This is a genomic window from Kangiella koreensis DSM 16069, from assembly GCF_000024085.1.
Classification (GTDB): domain Bacteria; phylum Pseudomonadota; class Gammaproteobacteria; order Enterobacterales; family Kangiellaceae; genus Kangiella; species Kangiella koreensis.
The window spans coordinates 393,415-411,549 of record NC_013166.1 but is presented as its reverse complement, the minus strand read 5'-3'; the positions used below and the strand labels follow the sequence as shown (position 1 = coordinate 411,549).

The window sequence follows — 18,135 nt, the reverse complement described above, 5'->3', positions numbered from 1 at the left end:
AAACCTATTCCGGTATATCCCCCGTTTGCGTATAAAACACAATTTTGCCATTTGCGGGGTCTATGGACTCAGGCACAAACTTTATCTCTCTTTGTGCAAACTCTTGTGAGAGAGCTTCAACCGCTTCAACCGTATTCTGTGGACCTTTAACACTAAGATTAACCGTAACTTCGCAGGTCGAGGATCTACACTCAACCTCTGAATCTTTCACAAAAGCTTTCGCTCCAACAAACAGCACAATCGTCTGCAATTCATTTTCCCAATACCCTGACCAATGATAATCTTTGCTTTCACTATCAAACTGCGCTGCCACCTGCTCCTGATTCGTCATTATGTCCAAGCCAGAAGATGTAGCTTTTTCATTAGGCTCATTTAGCGACTCATCCGATGTACCATTAGCATCATTACCAACATTTTCTGTCTTAATGGTAGCTTCTTGGTTCTCAGGTGTCATAGGTTGGGATTTAGCAATAACGTGCTCACTCTCTATTTGATCAAACGAGGCGACAGACTCAGGACTTTCTTTATCTGAAAAATTTACAATTAACAGCGCAGAAGCTATTAGCAATAAAACAATAATTATCGCTATTTTTGTTTTTCCCATGAATAAATTCCTTTTAATTATTTAATATTTTTGACATAAATCTTGAGATTAAATCCCAGTGAAAAAGTTCTATGCAAATCCATAGGCTGTTTCATGACTTCTGTGAGGACAAGTCATGACTTGTCCCTACGTATGAGCAGTATTACCAACTTGCCATTTATCAAGGAGTTAATTACTCTTAATCACTTCGTTAAAAATAAGAGAGCAAAAACATGGAACAACTAAAACATTCAGGCTTGGGTATCACAACATTTGTCTTAGGATTAATCGCGCCTATCGGTTTGATTATTACCATTATCATGGCAGCCGTGGCAGAAGCTTCGTCTTACGGCGGCATGGACCCAAGCTCATCTGAGGCAATGGTCATTGGATTATTTCTGATTTTATTTGTGATCTTGGCATTGATTGCGGTGGGTATAGGCATCGGCGCGCTGGTCCAAAAAGGCTATAAGAAAATCTTCCCAATCCTTGGCGTTGTGTTTTCATCTGTTGTGCTTGTCATCACTATTGCGCTTATGGTTATTGGTGCTAACGCTGGTTATTAGCTACAAAAAAAGCCTCCAGTCGGAGGCTTTTCAATTCATCATTTATCTCAGTTACAGCGTCCCGACGAAACAGTCGCACTAACAACTTCTCCTGCACTGTGATCATCTGCCTGTACAGTATATTGATACTCTAAATTATCAAAGGTTAAGGACACTGCTTCGGTAGGAATTCCATCACCAGCAGTTCCTGATGCATCAAACCGGCTAATTTGGACATTCGTCATAGTAATCACCAAATAATCCAGATGGGCTTCCCCACTATCTTTTCGTACCGATAATACGGCTGTCGGATAGCGCGCTTGATTGGCCTGCCCGAGCAGTAACAGTGGTGAACTTCTATCGACGTATTTGACCAGCTTGATATCTTCAATACAGGCCGCTTTGCGATTGGATTCTGCGCCCCAGGACCATGAGATAATATCAATCTCATCCTCATGATCCACTCGCTGACTTTCGCCTTTAATGTCGCCAATTTTTAAATAGGCGGTGCTAGCGGCATTAGCCAATTGAGGGATAACGAGAAGGGATAAACAAATTAGACTAGTCTTTAACATAAATAACTCCTTTTAATTTATGGTCGAAAACTCACCATACTCCTTTACCCATGAAATCCTCAGACGCAGTTCATAAATCCACAAAAAAGCCTCCAATTGGAGGCTTTCTTAAATCCATTCATTCAAAACGAATTGCTTATAGACTTTTCTTAAATTCGTCGGTCATCAACTCAAAGTCTTCTTTGCCGACGCCGCAATCTGGGCAGTACCAGTCTTCTGGCACATCTTCCCAGCGGGTTCCAGGCGCGATGCCGTCTTCTTCCCAGCCTAGTTCTTCGTCATAAACAAAATCACACACCAGACATCGGTATTTTCTATATTCCACCAGCTAAACCTCTCGAATCTCTATCTGTATGGGCTTTTCAGGCCCACATTGTAAGCATTTTGCGCTGAATTGCTAGCAACTGAGGGGACAAATAGGCCAAAGATACACCAATTGGGTAACTTCATGTTAGAATTGCGCCAACTTAAAAGTCATAACAAACATTTGGGTGCACGCATGGTTTTTCAAGGCCAACATATTCTCTCCATTGACCAGTTAGACCGCGACGCGGTTGAGCGAATCCTTCAAGTTGCTGATTTAATGCACCCTTACGTGGCTCGCGAGAAAAGCTGTCGCGTCCTCGAAGGTGCGGTTCTGGCCAACATGTTCTTCGAGCCAAGCACACGTACCCGCATCAGCTTCGGCACCGCTTTCAACCTGCTCGGCGGCCATGTCCGCGAAACGGTTGGCATGTCCACATCATCTCTGGCCAAAGGCGAATCTCTCTACGACACCGCACAAGTTCTATCGACTTATGCCGACGTAGTAGCCATGCGCCACCCGCAGGCTGGCTCAGTAGCCGAATTTGCCGCAGGCAGCAAAATCCCAGTGATTAATGGCGGTGATGGCCCGAATGAACACCCGACTCAGGCATTGCTCGATATCTACACCATCTTCAATGAGCTAAACCGCATTCATAAAGGCACCGAGAATCTGCGCATCGCCATGATGGGCGATTTAAAGAATGGTCGCACGGTTCACTCACTGACACAGTTACTGTGCGTCTTCCCCAATGTGGAATTCACCTTTGTCGCGCCAAACGCTTTAGCCATGCCGGAAAAAGTCTTAGCAGTCTGCGATAAGTACAATCATCGCGTGACCATTACCGACAGCCTTGACGACGGCTTACACAGCCAGGATGTGATTTATCAGACGCGCATTCAGGAAGAACGCTTTGAAACGCAACGCGAAGCGGATCTGTATCGCGGTAAATACCGTCTGAATCAGTCTGGGTACGAAAAATTCTGCGACCCGAACACCATCATCATGCATCCGCTGCCGCGCGACTCGCGTCCGGAAGCCAATGAGCTCAGCGATGACATGAATGATAATCCTAATCTGGCCATCTTCCGCCAGGCTTATTTTGGCGTCAAAGTACGCATGGCTTTATTTGCCCTGGTACTGGGCGTCGAAGACAAACTCAGCCAGTTTGAAACTCCAGTCGCCTGGCACTCCAACAAAATTTAACCATTAACTCAAAGATTTCTATATGACCACATCTGATCAATTATTTAATCGCGCCAAGCAACACATTCCTGGCGGCGTCAACTCTCCTGTTCGTGCCTTCAACGGCGTTGGCGGCAATCCGATTTTCTTCAAGTCTGCGAACGGTGCCTACTTCACCTCTGCCGACGACAAACATTACGTAGATTACGTTGGCTCATGGGGGCCAATGATTTTAGGCCACAATCATCCAGCCATTCGAGAAGCCGTAATTAAAGCTGCCGAACGCGGTCTGAGCTATGGTGCGCCGACCGAAGTCGAAGCTGAAATGGCGGAAAAGATTTGTGAGTTGATCCCATCAATTGAAATGATGCGCATGGTGAACTCCGGCACAGAAGCGACCATGAGCGCGATTCGTCTGGCGCGCGGTTATACTCGTCGCGACAAGATCATTAAATTTGAAGGCTGTTACCACGGCCATGCGGACTGCCTGTTAGTTAAAGCAGGTTCCGGCGCATTAACCCTTGGCGAACCCACCTCACCGGGCGTACCTGCCGATTTCGCCAAGCACACGCTAACCGCTGAATTCAACAATCTCGATAGCGTTAAAGCCCTGTTGTCTGAGTTTGGCGATGACGTAGCCTGTATTATCGTCGAACCAATCGCCGGTAACATGAACTGTATTCCGCCAGTACCAGGTTTCCTCGAAGGCCTACGCGAACTGTGCGACCAGCACGGCGCCGTATTAATTTTCGACGAAGTGATGACCGGCTTCAGAATGGGCGTCGATGGCGCGCAAGGTTACTACAACATCAAACCTGACATGACCTGTTTAGGCAAAGTCATCGGCGGCGGAATGCCAGTCGGCGCTTTTGGTGGTAAAAAAGAAATCTTCGAACAACTGGCGCCACTTGGCCCTGTCTATCAAGCCGGTACACTTTCCGGTAACCCAGTCGCCATGGCTGCGGGTCTTGCCGCCTTGAACGAATTATCAAAGCCAGACTTCTACCAACCGCTATTCGACTACACCGAACAACTGGTAGACGGCATGCGCGCAATCGCTCACGAAGCCAGCATCCCATTCACCACTAATCACGTTGGCTCCATGTTCGGCTTCTTCTTCAACGATGCCGAAACCGTCACCAGTTACCAACAGGTAGCCAATGGTGATCTGGAACGCTTCAAAACCTTCTACCACGCCATGTTAGATCAACACATCTACCTGGCACCATCAGCATTTGAAGCCGGTTTCGTCTCCGCCGCACATGGTGAAAAAGAACTTGATCTAACCTTGAGTGCAATGAGAAAGGCGTTGCTTTAAGCCAACAATTCAATGCATGGGGTAGTTTGCTTGCAAGTTACCCCACTTGACCAACCGCAACCAACTTGGTTACAATGCAAAACACTAATAAGGATATTAGATGGCAATCAAAAGTTTTAGGAGCAAGAAGTTAGAGCGCTTCTATACCAAAGGAACCTTAAAAGGAATCAATGCCCAACACGCCGACAAACTTGGCCGCGTACTGGACAGGCTCAATGCATCAACAGAGCCAAACGACATGAGACTTCCCGGCTATCGCTTACACAAGCTCGAACCCAAAACAGCAGAAAGATGGGCAGTTGATATCAGCGGTAACTTTAGAGTGACTTTTGAGTTTGATGGAGAGGATGCCATCGTCGTCGATTATGAAGATTATCACTAACGGCACTAACGAGGTTTGTAACCATGAGTAAGTTTAAAGTTGAAAGGAAACCTACACACCCTGGTGCTGTGTTTAAGTACGACGTCCTTGAGCCACTTGATATATCAATTACCGCAGCCGCTCAAATGCTAGGCATTACACGCAAGCACCTATCTAATTTCGTAAACGGCAAAGTACCCTGCACCCCAGAACTCGCCCACCGCCTCGCCTACATGACCAATACCACTGTTGCATCGTGGCTCAATATGCAAAATGCGTTAAACATCTGGGAAGAAGAACAGAAAGAAGCGCCTGAAGGAGTTCAGAGACTGGAAGCGTTTGCATGAGCCCTACGATCAATTCTTGAATGAACTGGCTTCTATCAAGCTTCCATAAGAATCAGTTAAACACTCAGCTACATAGTTCTGCTCTACTCCAAAATCATTTTGTGCATCAAAACCCATATAAACTGTATAACGCCCATTCGAATGTTGTGTAACTTTAGTATCTGTTAAGTAATTTATATCAAGTGTGCTTTTGTTTCTCACAATGCTTCTGATGTACTCCATACAACTTTGTTTTGCCACAGTCTCTATACTTGTAACTGAGCCTTTTGAAGAGTCCTTGCTTTCTGGCCACAAAACAAAAGCTAGCAAAGCCACTACACCTATAACCAAAGCAACGCCCCACTCTGAAGCAGGGTAGCCTGCAATATCATTAGATTTCTTATCCTTAACATAGGTCTCCCTACTGATATTTTGTGAGTTTTTGAGATCATGCTGTGAATCTAGCCAGCCTTCTTCCCAATCCAAATACTCTTGAGTATGAGATTCATACGGATTATCGCCCCTCTTTTTTTCCTCCGAATGAGCTTTAACCCCTTCCAACCATTCTTTACTTTTTTCCATTTATCCTCCCACAATAATTGCAGCATCTACCTCAATACCCTGCCAAATCCATTAATAATCTACCACCAAACCCCACACTCACCAAACCGATTAAAATCCCCCTCAAAATATGCTTAAATGCTTCTTTTTACAGAATTCGATGATTTCCTATGATGAATTTAGATTTAACGGGTAAGAATGCTTTGGTCTGTGGCTCCAGTCAGGGCATGGGTAAGGCGATTGCAGAGCAGTTGGCGTCGCAGGGTGCGTCGGTGATTCTTCTGGCGCGTAATAAGGCGAAGCTTGAGGCTGTGCTGGATGGATTGGAGACCTCGAAAGGTCAGCGGCACGCGGTTCTAGTGGCGGATTTTGCCTATCCTGAGCAAGTTAAGGCGACGGTTTCTGAGTTTTTGAAGCATGGTCAGTTTATTGAGATCTTGGTCAATAATACGGGTGGGCCACCACCGGGGCCTGCTAACACTGCGGAGACGGATGATTTCCTGGCGGCTTTTAATCAGCATCTGATCTGTAATCATGAGTTGATGAAGCTGTTGGTGCCGGGGATGAAGGAAGCCAATTACGGTCGTATTATTAATGTGATTTCAACGTCGGTTAAGCAGCCTTTGCATGGCCTTGGTGTTTCCAACACTGTGCGCGGTGCGGTGGCTAACTGGGCTAAGACGCTGGCCAATGAGCTGGGTCAGTTTAATATCACGGTCAATAATGTGTTGCCGGGCGCGACCAATACGGTTCGCTTGGAAGCCATCATTCAAAACAAGGCGAACAAAAAAGGCGTTTCCATCGAGGAGATGGAAGAAGAAGAAAAGTCGATTATTCCGATGCGTCGTTTTGGCGAGCCCGAAGAATTCGCCAATGCCGTGTCCTTTTTAGCGTCGCCCGCAGCGGCTTATATTACCGGTGTTAATTTGCCAGTTGATGGCGGACGCACCAGCTGTCTGTAGCCGTTCATTAGTCTAAATAGATTGCTGGAAGCACTTGAGAATCACTTATGCAAATCATCAAGAACTACGTTAATGGCCAATTGCTCGATCCGTTTGCCGGTCAATACATTGATAATGTTGAGCCGGCTACCGGGCAGGTTTATAGCAAAATCCCGAACTCGGATGAGCATGACTTAGAACAGGCAGTTGTTGCCGCTGAACATGCGCAGAAAGGCTGGGCCAATACCTCCAATGAAAAACGCGCGGCGATTTTGTGTCGCCTGGCGGACATCATCGATGCCAATGCGGATATGCTGGCGGAAGCTGAGGCGATTGATAACGGCAAGCCGATTACTTTGGCCAAGAATGTCGACATTTATCGAGCCTCGGCCAACATCCGCTTTTTTGCGCAGGCCATTACCCAGTTCTCCAGCGAAAGCCATGCCATGGAAGTTGTGGCGATAAACTATACGCTACGCGATCCGATTGGAGTGGTTGGTTGCATCTCGCCATGGAACTTACCGCTTTATTTATTCACCTGGAAAATCGCGCCAGCATTAGCCAGCGGGAACGCGGTTATTGCTAAGCCTTCGGAAATCACTCCGATGACAGCTTTCCTGTTTTCCAAGCTGTGCGTAGAAGCTGGACTGCCTGATGGCGTGCTGAATATTCTGCATGGCACAGGCCCAAGCATAGGCGGCCCATTGACTACTCACCCTAAAATTAAGGCGATTAGCTTTACCGGTGGCACAGCAACCGGTGCGCAGATCACCAAAGTCACCGCGGGTATGTTCAAGAAGTTGTCGCTGGAGTTGGGCGGCAAAAACCCAACCTTGGTGTTTGCCGACTGTGACTTTGAAGACACGGTCAATAATGTTGTTCGTGCAGCTTTTTCCAATCAGGGACAGATTTGTCTATGCGGTTCGCGCATTTATATTGAACGTCCTATTTACGACAAGTTTAAGCAGGCTTTCATCGAGCAAGTGAAGCAAATCAAAATTGGCGATCCGCTGGAAGCCGACACTCAACATGGTGCATTGGTCTCCAAAGCGCACATGGAAAAAGTTCTCTCCTATATTGAATTGGCACAGGAAGAAGGCGGCACCGTTTTAACCGGCGGTAATCAGGTGACATTAGAAGGTCGTTGCGAGAATGGTTTCTTTGTCGAGCCAACCGTTATCGAAGGCCTGACCAATCACTGCCGTACTAATCAGGAAGAAATTTTTGGTCCGGTTTGCACCATCATGCCGTTTGATACTGACGACGAAGCCATCATGCTCGCCAATGGCACAGAATACGGTCTAGCATCCAGTGTATGGACCAATGACCTGAAACGTGCGCATCGAGTAGCGAAAGAAATCGAAGCAGGCATTGTCTGGATTAACTGCTGGTTATTACGCGATTTACGCACGCCCTTTGGCGGCGTCAAAAGTTCAGGCGTTGGCCGCGAAGGTGGACTGGAAGCGTTACGCTTTTTTACCGAAGCCAAGAATGTGTGTGTGAAGTACGGGTAAATCAAGCTTGTCATTCCGGCCATTGAGCCGGAATCCAGTTTTTTTTCATATAGATTCCCGCCTTCGCGGGAATGACATACCTTAAATCTAATCCTCTTCTGACTTCCAAGCGTCAACATACGCATACTCCAAAATAATAAACGCCTACATTGGGTCAGGGTTCACCCAACGATAAAAAGCAGATTCCGGCTCGGAGGCCGGAATGACAAAATATTGAGTTTGTGCCACAGAATGAATACGAGTCGTGCGATGGATGAGAATCCCAACAGCAGTTCAATTCAATAGATATTTGTTGGGATTCACTTCGTTGAGCTAAGCCTGCCCCTTGGGTACGTCACCAACCTACATCCAACTCAATCAATACAAAACAAGGGCGGCCACATTGGGCCGCCTTTCTTTTATTTAACTACCTATTAATTCACGCGAATCGGAATGTAAGTAGCATTGTTGCTTTCCTCAACTTCAGCGATGGTATTGTTAGGATCTAATAGGCCACCTAAGAAGTAGTTTTGACCAGAATTTAAAGTCGACGGAATGGTTACCGTTCTAGTTGATGTATAAACACTTCCTTCTGGTTGCAATGCAAATGATGTGCTTGCAATCAAAGTATCAGCAGTACTGATGAAGTTATTAGTTGAAACATAATAGTAAATCGTTGGTGCCTGACCTGATTCACCATTATTTTCGTAGGTTAACTCCATTCGAACTTGCTGCCCTTTGCTGACGTTGTAACGACGCTCGCCATTCACAAAGCTATAAGGCAATTCGACGCCTGAGGTGTTATATAACTTAGTGCGAATGTGCGAACTGTAGGCGCCACTTGCTCCGTTGTATTTCCAGTGAACCAGGCCTACGTCCTGCACATTACCTGCATTATTACCATACAGTTGACGCAGACCATAGTTAGCATCTTCACCCATGTAGGCTAACGCATACACATAGTTACGATGGATGTGATCCCAGTCCTGGCCCATGATGCTGTAGCGACCATTTTCATGACCTAAACCGGCACCATGGCCAAACTCATGCAATGCAGTCGTTTTAAATGGACGTGATGCACCACCATATGGAGTTAATGTATCAGCACGTGCACGAATACCGTACTCAACACCCGGTGTATAATTTACAGTGTTTTTGAACACAATATCTGATTCAGAGATATTATTACTCCAACCAAAGAACCAGGTACATGAACTCCAGGTGTAGGCAACTGCTGGGGCGCTGATGCTGCTTGACCACCAGACTTCATTCTGACCATTGTTCATACCTACGGATGTATCGCCATATTGCATGGAAAAGCGAATCTTACTGGGATTCTTGTTGAATTGAGTAATAACGTGTCCAAGCGCTGTACGGTAGTCGTTCCCGGAAGGGAAACCTACAGAGCTTGCACGGTAAGTCACGCTATTGGTGTTCCACTTTTTATATACACCATTACATGATGTATCCAAAGTTGCTGCTTGCGTTTCCATACCTAAAAACGATGCAGCGATTACGCTAGAGATTAAAATTAATTTCTTCATTGTACTTCCTCCGTGAAGTAGTGATTATTGGTGGTCAACATCATTCATGATGTCTTGTGCAGATTGCTTAGCGCGCGCTGGCACAGCCGGTGCAGGCATAGCGACAGGAATTGCAGCCGAAAATCTTTGCGCCATGTTTGCGCTTTTGATTTCTTTAGCTGGCTTTCCTTTCATCATTGATTGAACAGCTTTCTTGAACTGCTTAACTGATGCGCCTTTTGCTTGAGCCTGAGCTGGCATTGTTTTGCCAGCTATTTCACCTTGCTGGTCATCCATTGCCACTGGACGTTGCGAATGTTCTGCAGACTGTCCCAATTGAACTGGACGACCGCTTTCAGTAAACACTTCGCCGCTTTTCACTTTGAAGAAACCTTCTGAACAACGAACCAATGGGCATTGGCCATCGTCTTTTTCAGCAAGCATAAGAATGTTCTCTTCGCCAAGATTAAACTCAGGAACATTCGATACTTCGAGTACATCATACTGAGTGTCGCTGATTTTTTTGATACCGCCAATAAAGCGCAGCGTTACCTGACGACCTTTTTGCAGACCCTGCAAGTCATCTTCAATTTGGTAGGTTACGAAAGTGTGAGGAATGCCTTCAACAGAATCCTTGTAGTCAATTTTCATGACTTTTCCCTGGAGAATGCTTTGGGCTTCTTTAGCTAATGATTCAATTCCTTTTGAGTCATTCATGGATGCCATGGTGGGCAGTGATGCAAATGTTAGCGCAGAAAATACTGCACCGAACACTGCACATTTTTTTGTATTAAGGTAACTTTTTTTCATAAAACTTACTCCTTGTTGATTGATCGCTTATTCCATATAAGCAGGAGTTATATTATGAATTTTAGGAGTCTTGACAATATGCTAAATCCTGTAACTCATTGATTTTCATATTTGCATTGGATTTTTGGTGCGTTTTCAGCGATTGCAGGAACGATTGTGAGATATGTCTTACACAGGAACGGAAGAATTGCTGTGGGCTAACTCCATGCTTGGGAAAGTACTTCAGGTTCAAACGTATCATTCCGGCCTCCGAGCCGGGATCTAGAGCCTTTCTTTTTTGGGTAGTGTGCATTAAATCTTAGGAGACAAAAGCAGATTCCGGCTCGTAGGCCGGAATGACAAAACATAAAGTGAGTGCCAACCCTGCTAAGAACGTTCATGTTTCGGAAGCGGCAGCCCCGCGTGATGACAACGAAAAAAGGCGAGCACATTGGCTCGCCTCAACTCGATTACTACTGTTCTTAATACTTCGGTTTCTTGCTTTCAATCCACGCAGCAATTTTGTCATTGAGCACTGACATGGGGACGGCACCACCGAGTAGAACTAAGTCATGGAACTCTTTGATGTCGAATGCTTCACCAAGTTCTTCCTTGGCTTTTTCACGTTGCTCGACAATATTTAACATGCCAAGTTTGTACCCCAGCGCCTGACCCGGCCAAACCATGTAACGCTCAATTTCTGAGACTACGCTCGATTTTGCAGACCCCGTTTTTTCAGACATATATTGAATCGCCTGCTCGCGCGTCCACTTCTTGTGGTGTAGACCAGTATCAACAACCAACCTGACAGCTCGGAACAACTCTGCTTTCAGTCGTCCTAGATCACCATAAGGATCATCTTTATACATGCCCATTTCCCAGGCCACTAATTCAGAGTACAAAGCCCAACCTTCCACGTAAGCATTGTAAGGTGCGATGCGACGAATCAAGGGCAAGCTTTCCTGCGCCATGTTCAAGGCAATCTGCCAATGGTGACCTGGGTTTGCCTCATGATAAGTCAGCGTCTTTAAATCGAAATTAGGATTGGCTTTCATGTCTTTAAGGTTGATCCAGTAAACACCTGGCTCAGAACCATCCAGTGGCGGCGGGGTATATTGACCACCCGGTGCACCATCCTGACGCTCAACAGGGATACGGCGAATTTCTACATCATAAGGTGGGATAGTCGCAAAACGTGTTGGCATCACTTCATTTATATCTGCCAGCATGCCATTAAGATCATTCAATAATTTCTTGCGTCCTTCGTCTGAGTCTTCATAGATGAAACGCTCCTCGTCATTAAGCGATGCCATACGCTCGCCAACAGTGCCTTTGTCATACCCTTCTGACTTTAAGATGGCGTCCATTTCGGCGCTGATACGCTCAACTTCATCGAGACCAATTTGATGCACCTCTTCTGGCGTTAGATCGGTATCACCTAATTCACTCACCGCATAACGATAAAACTCCGCACCATCAGGCTGCGCCCAGATCCCCGATTCTTCGGGAGCCTTTTCCAGCAAGTCTTCCATCACCATAGCGAGGTTTTTATAAGCAGGATAAATCGTTGTTTTAGTGATGCTGACCGCATCAAACATCATCTTTTCTTTTTGCTCAGAAGGGATATCGAGTTTATCCAGCTTGCTCTGCAGGTTGGTCACCAGTGCATGTTTTTCTGGCTCAGCAGCAATAAAGCCATTCAGGAAGTTAAGTGCGCCATTGATGATGACCTTTGGTGGTACCCAGCCTTTATCAGCATCAGCCAGCACCTTAGCCTTAACACTTTCCATCATCTCGCCCATGCTCTGGAGGCGGACAAGATAATCCTTGGCATTCTTCTCATTTTTAATCGGATGATTGTTTTGCAATAAATTAGGAACATCAATCGCCGGGCCATTAATTTGGCTGACGATAAAGGGCGAATGGCCCATCCAGCCATCAATAAATCCAATGTCAAACTTCTTGTCGCCTGAATAGTAGTGAGCCAGATCGATGACTACTTGACGGTTTTCTTCGCCTTGAACTGTATCTGACTTCAGCGTAGCTAGCTGATCTGCGTAGTGACGTAAGCCCTGACGTAATGCCTTTTCGGCTGCGGGAGAATAATCCGGTAGCTTGTCCTGATAGTAGCCACCCGCAACTTCCTGACTGACACCGTACATGGTAGCGTCCATTGGGCGAGCAGCGAATAAGGTGGTGGTGATTTTGTCGAACAGCATGCCAGGCGTTGCTTCTTCCTGTTGCTTGATGGACTGCTCCTTAGAAACGGCAGAATCAACCGCCGCCTGTTCCTGCTCGACGACATCCTGAGTCTCCTGATTCTCTTCCTCTTGCTGACAGCCAGCGCTTAGTAAAGCAGCGCTAACCAGTATGCTTATAATGGTTTTACGATTTACTCGTTGTGTGAAAGACATAACCTACACCCTATTTTATGATTTATGTGCGATTGATTATTAACAATTATCGGACAAAAGTCACACCCGGCAGTTCAAGGCCAATGGAAAGGTTTGCCACTTGTTGCGGAGTCGGTCACAGATTCAATGGTGGTAGCTATACGCAGAGTAGAGCAACAAAGCATACCCTAGGCTGGCCTGCTGATAATTTTGCCTTATAATAGCGGCTATTCTTTATTTAACTGACAGGATTGGCCATGCCATCGTTTGATATTATTTCTGAAGTGGATAAACACGAGATTACGAATACTGTTGATAACGCAAACCGCGAATTATCAACCCGCTTTGACTTCCGTGGCGTCGACGCCAGCTTTGAGCAGAATGATGAGACCATCAAAATCACTGCCGAAGCTGAATTTCAGGTCGAGCAGATGATCGATATTCTTTATAAGGCCTGTGTTAAACGTGATATTGATACCAATGCTTTGGATATCAGCGATGATGCGACCCACTCCGGCAAGACATTCTATAAAACTGCTAGCTTCAAGCAGGGCATTGAAAAAGACATTGCCAAGAAAATCGTCAAATTAATCAAAGATTCTAAGTTGAAAGTTCAGGCTGCTATTCAAGGCGAGGAAGTGCGTGTAACTGGCAAAAAGCGCGATGATTTACAGCAAGTCATGGCACTGGTCAGACAGGCTGAGTTAGGTCAGCCGTTCCAGTTTAAGAATTTCAGGGATTAAAGTTATTTGTTTATAAAGCCGCTGGATCCCGCGGTTAAACCGCGGGATGACAAAAAGGGTGCCCCTTGCCTATCAAAAGCTTTTCAGCTATAAAAGACCCCATGCACTATTTCCCACATCAAAAAACATCAGGATTTATTTTTGCCCACCAAGGTGGCTGCAAATGGATCCTCGATTGAATACGCATTCCTTTCTTGCGCCGATTGCGCGCGCCTGTTTTTCCTAGTATTTTCGTTTAATAATATCGTTAAAATTTTAGCTCTAGCGTTACTTATTGAGGCTAACCTATTGAATAGTGGTTACGCCCTTCGCTAGCTAATCTAAGTTGAGGTTTTTTATGAGTGAGAAATTCGTATCTTCGACAGCCCCTGAGCCCGTCGGTTTGTATCCCCATGCGCGGCGCGTTGGCCACCTGTTATTTTTATCAGGTGTTGGGCCACGTAAAAAGGGTAGCAAGGATATTCCTGGCGTAACCTTGGATGCTGATGGCAATATCACTGACTATTGTATTGAAACTCAGTGCCGGAGCGTCTTTGATAATGTCCGCGCCATTTTAGAAGAATCGGGATCAAACTGGGATCAGCTGGTGGATGTACAGGTTTTCCTGACCAACATGAAAGATGATTTTAAAACCTACAATAAAATCTATGCGGAATACTTTGCCGATAATCAGCCTTGCCGCACCACCATTGAAATCAGCTCATTGCCAACGCCGATTGCAATCGAGCTAAAATGCATCGCCACTATTTACGATGAATAAGGAGAGCCACGATGAGTGAAAAAACATTAACCCCGGTTCCGCCTTTTAACTTCCAGAAGTGGATTGATGAAAACCGCCATTTATTACAGCCGCCTGTTTGCAATAAACAGGTTTTCGAACAGGATGATTTTATCGTGATGGTTGTGGGCGGCCCCAATGGTCGTCGTGATTTCCATTATGATGAAGGGCCTGAATTTTTCTATCAGCTTGAAGGTGAGATGGAATTGCGGACTATTCAAAACGGAGAGCGCGTTGATTATCCCATTAAAGCAGGTGAAATTTTTCTATTGCCACCGCGAGTGCCGCACTCCCCAGTTCGCTTTGAAAATTCAATTGGATTAGTTGTAGAACGTAAACGTTTGAGTCATGAGAAAGATGGCTTGATGTGGTTTTGTGAAAACTGCGACAACAAACTGTATGAAGAGTACTTTCAACTGACCAATGTGGAAAAAGATTTTCTGCCGGTCTTTGAGCGCTTTTTAGAAAGCGAAGAGCATCGTACCTGCGATAAATGCGGCACCGTCATGCCAAAACAAAACAAGTTGGATCTCTAGTTTATGTCTGATTTAAAGATTGATATTCATACTCATATTCTGCCCAAGAACTGGCCTGATTTAAAAGAACGTTACGGCTATGGCGGTTTCGTTCAGCTAGAACATCATAAATGCGACTGTGCGCGAATGATGGTGGATGGAAAATTTTTCCGTGAAGTCCAGGACAACTGCTGGTCACCTGAAGTGCGCATGAAAGATTGCGACCATCACGGTGTTCATGTCCAGGTATTATCGACCGTACCAATCATGTTCAACTACTGGGCCAAGCCGGAAGACACACTGGATTTGTCGCGCTTCCTTAATGACCACATTGCGGAAGTGGTCGAGCGATACCCTACTCGCTTTATCGGCTTAGGCACTTTGCCTATGCAATCGCCTAAATTAGCCATTCAGGAGCTGGAGCGATGTGTTAAAGATCTAGGCCTGGCCGGTGTACAAATTGGTTCGCATATCAATGACTGGAATTTGAATGACGAAAACCTGTTTGAAGTATTTGCTGCGGCAGAAGAGTTAGGTGCCGCAGTTTTTGTTCACCCTTGGGATATGGTTGGCAAAGAGAAAATGCAGAAATACTGGATGCCTTGGCTAGTGGGCATGCCTGCGGAAAGTTCTTTAGCGATTTGCTCTATGATTTTTGGTGGTGTCCTAGAGCGCCTTCCAAATTTGAGAATTGCTTTTGCCCATGGCGGAGGAAGTTTCCCTGCAACATTGGGCCGAATTGAGCATGCTTATGAAGTTCGCCCTGACTTGATGCGTGTTGATAATGATCATCATCCGCGAAAATATCTTGAGCAAATTTATCTAGATACGCTAGTACATGATCCAAAAATGCTCGAATACCTTGTGGATTTGATGGGGCCACATAAATTGGCGCTTGGTACCGACTATCCATTCCCATTAGGCGAGCTTGAACCGGGTAAATTAATCGAGTCCATGAATTATGATCAAGCAATCTCAGATCGCTTGTTACATGGAACAGCGCTTGAGTGGCTTAACCTTGAGAAAGGACGGTTCATCAAATGAACACGTTCAACTTAACCACTGAGTTTATGGGCAAACGCTACCGAGTGGATATTGAACATCCGCACTCGATAGCCATTGCGTTGGACTTTGATGGCAAGCAGCCTAACCATTTTGGCGCGGAGCCAGCCAAACGACAACCACTGCAGGGTGGTGACTTTATTGGCGACACCACCAAGGGAGGCAGTTGTAATGCTGACTCGATTCAATTAGTCCCTCATTGCAATGGCACTCATACCGAATCTATTCATCATATCAGCGACCAAAAGGTTTCGGTTGGTTCTCTACTCAATAATAGCTTGTCATTTGCTTGCGTCATCAGTATCGAACCAAAACTGGCAGAAGAAAGCAGCGATACGTATCGACCAGCGCTTGAAGACGCTGATCGAGTCATTGATAAAGCACAGCTGCAGGATGCGATTGACTCAAGCACGCTGGATAGCATTGAAAGTTTGGTCGTTCGCTGCATGCCCAATCATGATGTAAAAAAGTCCTATTGCTACGATGAAACCAATCAGCCTCCGTTTTTTACCCAGGAAGCGATGCAATTTTTAGCCGATAGTCCGATAAAGCATTTATTGGTAGATTTCCCTTCGGTTGACCGTATGTACGATCAAGGCCACTTAACCAATCACCATATTTATTGGGACCTGGAAGCTGATAGCCATCAGCTGACCGATTCAGCGCGTTGCGATAGAACCATTACTGAAATGATATTTGTTTCCGACGCTATTGATGATGGTATTTACTGCTTGAACCTGCAAGTTCCAGCCTTTGAGTTAGATGCCGCACCAAGCCGCCCCGTACTCTATCCATTAATCGAATGTTCTGAAACACATTCAGAGCAAGAACAATAAAGCATTAAGAAGAATCCATTATGAACAATTTATTTTCACTTGAGCATGCGCAGCAACTCGATCAACAAGATCCGTTACATCACATGCGTGATCAATTTCATATTCCCAAGCAAGACAATGGTGATGATGAAATTTATCTGTGTGGCAATTCCTTAGGATTGCAACCCAAGCGCACACAGGAATACCTAAACTATGAGTTGAACCAGTGGCAAAAGCTGGGCGTTAAGGGGCACTTCTCTGGCGACTTCCCGTGGATGCCCTATCATGAATTTTTAACCGAAGAGTCAGCTAAATTAGTCGGCGCAAAAAACACAGAAGTGGTTTGTATGAACTCTTTGACCGCAAACTTACACTTCATGATGGTCAGCTTTTATCGTCCATCCAAAACACGTAATAAAATTTTGATTGAAGACCATGCCTTCCCTTCAGATCATTACGCAGTAGAATCACAAATTCGTTTCCACGGCTTTGACCCAGACCAGGCTATGCTGTTAGCCAAGCCACGTGAGGGCGAAGAGACATTACGCACTGAAGATCTGCTCAACTTGATTGAGATGCATGGCGACGAGATAGCGTTAATTATGCTGCCTGGCGTTCAGTATTACACCGGCCAGGTTCTGGATATGAAAACCATTACCGAGGCTGGGCACGCTAAAGGCTGTATGGTTGGTTTCGATTTGGCACATGCTACCGGTAACATACCAATGAACTTGCATGACTGGAACGTCGACTTTGCTGCCTGGTGTACTTACAAATATTTGAACTCTGGTCCGGGCTCAGTTGCCGGTTGCTTCGTGCATGAAAAGCATCACTCTAATTTAGAACTTCCTCGATTTGCAGGCTGGTGGGGACACGACAAAGAGTCGCGTTTTCGAATGGAGAATCGGTTTGTGCCGATGCAAAGTGCAGAAGCCTGGCAAGTTTCAAATCCGCCAATTCTGTCATTAGCCGCTATTCGCGCATCACTGGACACAGTGAAAGAAGCTGGCGGTATTGATGCCTTGCGTGAAAAGTCGTTAAAGCTGACTCGTTACCTGCGCGATCTGTTAGAGCAGGAGCTGAGCGAAGAAATCAATATTCTAACTCCTGCCGATAACAGCGCCTCCGGTTGCCAGCTATCGTTAACCGTAAACTTGCATGTCCTTGATGGCAAAACCGTATTCGATCGTATCGAAGCAGCAGGCGTGACTTGCGACTTCAGACATCCAAACGTAATTCGCGTCGCTCCGGTACCTTTATACAATTCTTTTGAAGATGCTTACCGTTTTGTATCCATCTTGAAAGACAGTTTACAGTGAGACCAG

20 protein-coding genes are annotated in these 18,135 nt (G+C 45.7%); 13 read left to right on the top strand and 7 right to left on the bottom strand.

What is annotated here, in order from left to right; all coding sequences use genetic code 11:
• Positions 1-4: 4 nt before the first annotated feature.
• Positions 5-604: a hypothetical protein gene (locus KKOR_RS01960; protein WP_012800332.1), complete on the bottom strand. Its 600-nt coding sequence runs from the start codon at positions 602-604 to the stop codon at positions 5-7.
• A 212-nt stretch (positions 605-816) separates the two neighbouring features.
• On the opposite strand from KKOR_RS01960, the gene KKOR_RS01955 reads away from it, so the two are divergent.
• The gene (locus tag KKOR_RS01955; RefSeq protein WP_012800331.1) at positions 817-1,149 is read left to right on the top strand and encodes a hypothetical protein; all 333 of its coding nucleotides are present in this window, start codon (positions 817-819) and stop codon (positions 1,147-1,149) included.
• A gap of 47 nt (positions 1,150-1,196) precedes the next feature.
• Here KKOR_RS01955 and KKOR_RS01950 read toward each other — a convergent pair whose 3' ends face one another.
• Both KKOR_RS01950 and KKOR_RS01945 read right to left on the bottom strand, forming a co-directional pair.
• Positions 1,197-1,703 (bottom strand): Hcp family type VI secretion system effector, encoded by a 507-nt coding sequence (locus tag KKOR_RS01950; RefSeq protein ID WP_012800330.1) that lies wholly within the window; start codon positions 1,701-1,703, stop codon positions 1,197-1,199.
• Between the two features lie 136 nt (positions 1,704-1,839).
• Positions 1,840-2,028 (bottom strand): rubredoxin, encoded by a 189-nt coding sequence (locus KKOR_RS01945; RefSeq protein ID WP_012800329.1) that lies wholly within the window; start codon positions 2,026-2,028, stop codon positions 1,840-1,842.
• Between the two features lie 123 nt (positions 2,029-2,151).
• Here KKOR_RS01945 and KKOR_RS01940 point away from each other — a divergent pair, with 123 nt between their 5' ends.
• The 4 genes from KKOR_RS01940 (at position 2,152) to KKOR_RS01925 (ending at position 5,218) form a co-directional block, all read left to right on the top strand.
• Positions 2,152-3,213, top strand: coding sequence for an aspartate carbamoyltransferase (locus tag KKOR_RS01940; RefSeq protein WP_012800328.1), 1,062 nt, complete (start codon positions 2,152-2,154; stop codon positions 3,211-3,213).
• A gap of 22 nt (positions 3,214-3,235) precedes the next feature.
• Positions 3,236-4,510, top strand: coding sequence for a glutamate-1-semialdehyde 2,1-aminomutase (gene hemL, locus KKOR_RS01935; RefSeq protein WP_012800327.1), 1,275 nt, complete (start codon positions 3,236-3,238; stop codon positions 4,508-4,510).
• Positions 4,511-4,610: 100 nt separating this feature from the next.
• Complete coding sequence (locus tag KKOR_RS01930) at positions 4,611-4,892, top strand: type II toxin-antitoxin system RelE/ParE family toxin (RefSeq protein ID WP_012800326.1); 282 nt, start codon at positions 4,611-4,613, stop codon at positions 4,890-4,892.
• Between the two features lie 23 nt (positions 4,893-4,915).
• Positions 4,916-5,218: a HigA family addiction module antitoxin gene (locus tag KKOR_RS01925; RefSeq protein ID WP_012800325.1), complete on the top strand. Its 303-nt coding sequence runs from the start codon at positions 4,916-4,918 to the stop codon at positions 5,216-5,218.
• A 9-nt stretch (positions 5,219-5,227) separates the two neighbouring features.
• Here KKOR_RS01925 and KKOR_RS01920 read toward each other — a convergent pair whose 3' ends face one another.
• Positions 5,228-5,779 (bottom strand): hypothetical protein, encoded by a 552-nt coding sequence (locus tag KKOR_RS01920; protein ID WP_012800324.1) that lies wholly within the window; start codon positions 5,777-5,779, stop codon positions 5,228-5,230.
• A gap of 152 nt (positions 5,780-5,931) precedes the next feature.
• On the opposite strand from KKOR_RS01920, the gene KKOR_RS01910 reads away from it, so the two are divergent.
• Together KKOR_RS01910 and KKOR_RS01905 are read left to right on the top strand one after the other, a co-directional pair.
• Positions 5,932-6,720, top strand: coding sequence for an SDR family oxidoreductase (locus KKOR_RS01910; protein WP_041296103.1), 789 nt, complete (start codon positions 5,932-5,934; stop codon positions 6,718-6,720).
• Between the two features lie 47 nt (positions 6,721-6,767).
• Positions 6,768-8,213, top strand: a complete 1,446-nt coding sequence (locus KKOR_RS01905; RefSeq protein WP_012800322.1) for an aldehyde dehydrogenase — start codon at positions 6,768-6,770, stop codon at positions 8,211-8,213.
• 413 nt (positions 8,214-8,626) lie between these two features.
• Here the strand turns inward: KKOR_RS01905 and KKOR_RS01900 are convergent, their stop codons facing one another.
• The 3 genes from KKOR_RS01900 to KKOR_RS01890 all read right to left on the bottom strand — a co-directional run bounded on the left by KKOR_RS01900 (position 8,627) and on the right by KKOR_RS01890 (position 12,918).
• Positions 8,627-9,736: a zinc metalloprotease gene (locus KKOR_RS01900; protein ID WP_012800321.1), complete on the bottom strand. Its 1,110-nt coding sequence runs from the start codon at positions 9,734-9,736 to the stop codon at positions 8,627-8,629.
• Between the two features lie 24 nt (positions 9,737-9,760).
• Positions 9,761-10,525, bottom strand: coding sequence for a hypothetical protein (locus KKOR_RS01895; protein WP_012800320.1), 765 nt, complete (start codon positions 10,523-10,525; stop codon positions 9,761-9,763).
• A 461-nt stretch (positions 10,526-10,986) separates the two neighbouring features.
• Positions 10,987-12,918 (bottom strand): DUF885 domain-containing protein, encoded by a 1,932-nt coding sequence (locus tag KKOR_RS01890; RefSeq protein WP_012800318.1) that lies wholly within the window; start codon positions 12,916-12,918, stop codon positions 10,987-10,989.
• A 236-nt stretch (positions 12,919-13,154) separates the two neighbouring features.
• Between KKOR_RS01890 and KKOR_RS01885 the strand changes: the two genes are divergently transcribed.
• The 6 genes from KKOR_RS01885 to kynU all read left to right on the top strand — a co-directional run bounded on the left by KKOR_RS01885 (position 13,155) and on the right by kynU (position 18,129).
• Positions 13,155-13,640, top strand: coding sequence for a YajQ family cyclic di-GMP-binding protein (locus tag KKOR_RS01885; RefSeq protein WP_012800317.1), 486 nt, complete (start codon positions 13,155-13,157; stop codon positions 13,638-13,640).
• A 337-nt stretch (positions 13,641-13,977) separates the two neighbouring features.
• A complete protein-coding gene (locus tag KKOR_RS01880) occupies positions 13,978-14,400 on the top strand; it encodes a RidA family protein (RefSeq protein ID WP_012800316.1) in 423 nt (140 codons plus the stop codon).
• Between the two features lie 11 nt (positions 14,401-14,411).
• On the top strand, positions 14,412-14,954 hold the full coding sequence (locus KKOR_RS01875) for a 3-hydroxyanthranilate 3,4-dioxygenase (protein ID WP_012800315.1): 543 nt from the start codon (positions 14,412-14,414) through the stop codon (positions 14,952-14,954).
• Between the two features lie 3 nt (positions 14,955-14,957).
• Complete coding sequence (locus tag KKOR_RS01870) at positions 14,958-15,977, top strand: amidohydrolase family protein (RefSeq protein ID WP_012800314.1); 1,020 nt, start codon at positions 14,958-14,960, stop codon at positions 15,975-15,977.
• Positions 15,974-16,831, top strand: a complete 858-nt coding sequence (locus KKOR_RS01865; protein ID WP_012800313.1) for a cyclase family protein — start codon at positions 15,974-15,976, stop codon at positions 16,829-16,831. Before KKOR_RS01870 ends, KKOR_RS01865 begins: the two co-directional genes overlap by 4 nt.
• A gap of 20 nt (positions 16,832-16,851) precedes the next feature.
• On the top strand, positions 16,852-18,129 hold the full coding sequence (gene kynU / locus KKOR_RS01860) for a kynureninase (RefSeq protein ID WP_012800312.1): 1,278 nt from the start codon (positions 16,852-16,854) through the stop codon (positions 18,127-18,129).
• The last annotated feature ends 6 nt before the right edge of the window (positions 18,130-18,135 follow it).

Coding starts and splice junctions, on each gene's coding strand:
- KKOR_RS01880 (WP_012800316.1), top strand. CDS start 13,978: ATGAGTGAGAAATTCGTATCTTCGACAGCCCCTGAGCCCGTCGGTTTG.
- KKOR_RS01885 (WP_012800317.1), top strand. CDS start 13,155: ATGCCATCGTTTGATATTATTTCTGAAGTGGATAAACACGAGATTACG.
- KKOR_RS01890 (WP_012800318.1), bottom strand. CDS start 12,918: ATGTCTTTCACACAACGAGTAAATCGTAAAACCATTATAAGCATACTG.
- KKOR_RS01955 (WP_012800331.1), top strand. CDS start 817: ATGGAACAACTAAAACATTCAGGCTTGGGTATCACAACATTTGTCTTA.
- KKOR_RS01875 (WP_012800315.1), top strand. CDS start 14,412: ATGAGTGAAAAAACATTAACCCCGGTTCCGCCTTTTAACTTCCAGAAG.
- KKOR_RS01920 (WP_012800324.1), bottom strand. CDS start 5,779: ATGGAAAAAAGTAAAGAATGGTTGGAAGGGGTTAAAGCTCATTCGGAG.
- KKOR_RS01905 (WP_012800322.1), top strand. CDS start 6,768: ATGCAAATCATCAAGAACTACGTTAATGGCCAATTGCTCGATCCGTTT.
- KKOR_RS01950 (WP_012800330.1), bottom strand. CDS start 1,703: ATGTTAAAGACTAGTCTAATTTGTTTATCCCTTCTCGTTATCCCTCAA.
- KKOR_RS01940 (WP_012800328.1), top strand. CDS start 2,152: ATGTTAGAATTGCGCCAACTTAAAAGTCATAACAAACATTTGGGTGCA.
- KKOR_RS01910 (WP_041296103.1), top strand. CDS start 5,932: ATGAATTTAGATTTAACGGGTAAGAATGCTTTGGTCTGTGGCTCCAGT.
- KKOR_RS01930 (WP_012800326.1), top strand. CDS start 4,611: ATGGCAATCAAAAGTTTTAGGAGCAAGAAGTTAGAGCGCTTCTATACC.
- KKOR_RS01865 (WP_012800313.1), top strand. CDS start 15,974: ATGAACACGTTCAACTTAACCACTGAGTTTATGGGCAAACGCTACCGA.
- KKOR_RS01870 (WP_012800314.1), top strand. CDS start 14,958: ATGTCTGATTTAAAGATTGATATTCATACTCATATTCTGCCCAAGAAC.
- kynU (WP_012800312.1), top strand. CDS start 16,852: ATGAACAATTTATTTTCACTTGAGCATGCGCAGCAACTCGATCAACAA.
- KKOR_RS01960 (WP_012800332.1), bottom strand. CDS start 604: ATGGGAAAAACAAAAATAGCGATAATTATTGTTTTATTGCTAATAGCT.
- KKOR_RS01895 (WP_012800320.1), bottom strand. CDS start 10,525: ATGAAAAAAAGTTACCTTAATACAAAAAAATGTGCAGTGTTCGGTGCA.
- KKOR_RS01900 (WP_012800321.1), bottom strand. CDS start 9,736: ATGAAGAAATTAATTTTAATCTCTAGCGTAATCGCTGCATCGTTTTTA.
- KKOR_RS01925 (WP_012800325.1), top strand. CDS start 4,916: ATGAGTAAGTTTAAAGTTGAAAGGAAACCTACACACCCTGGTGCTGTG.
- hemL (WP_012800327.1), top strand. CDS start 3,236: ATGACCACATCTGATCAATTATTTAATCGCGCCAAGCAACACATTCCT.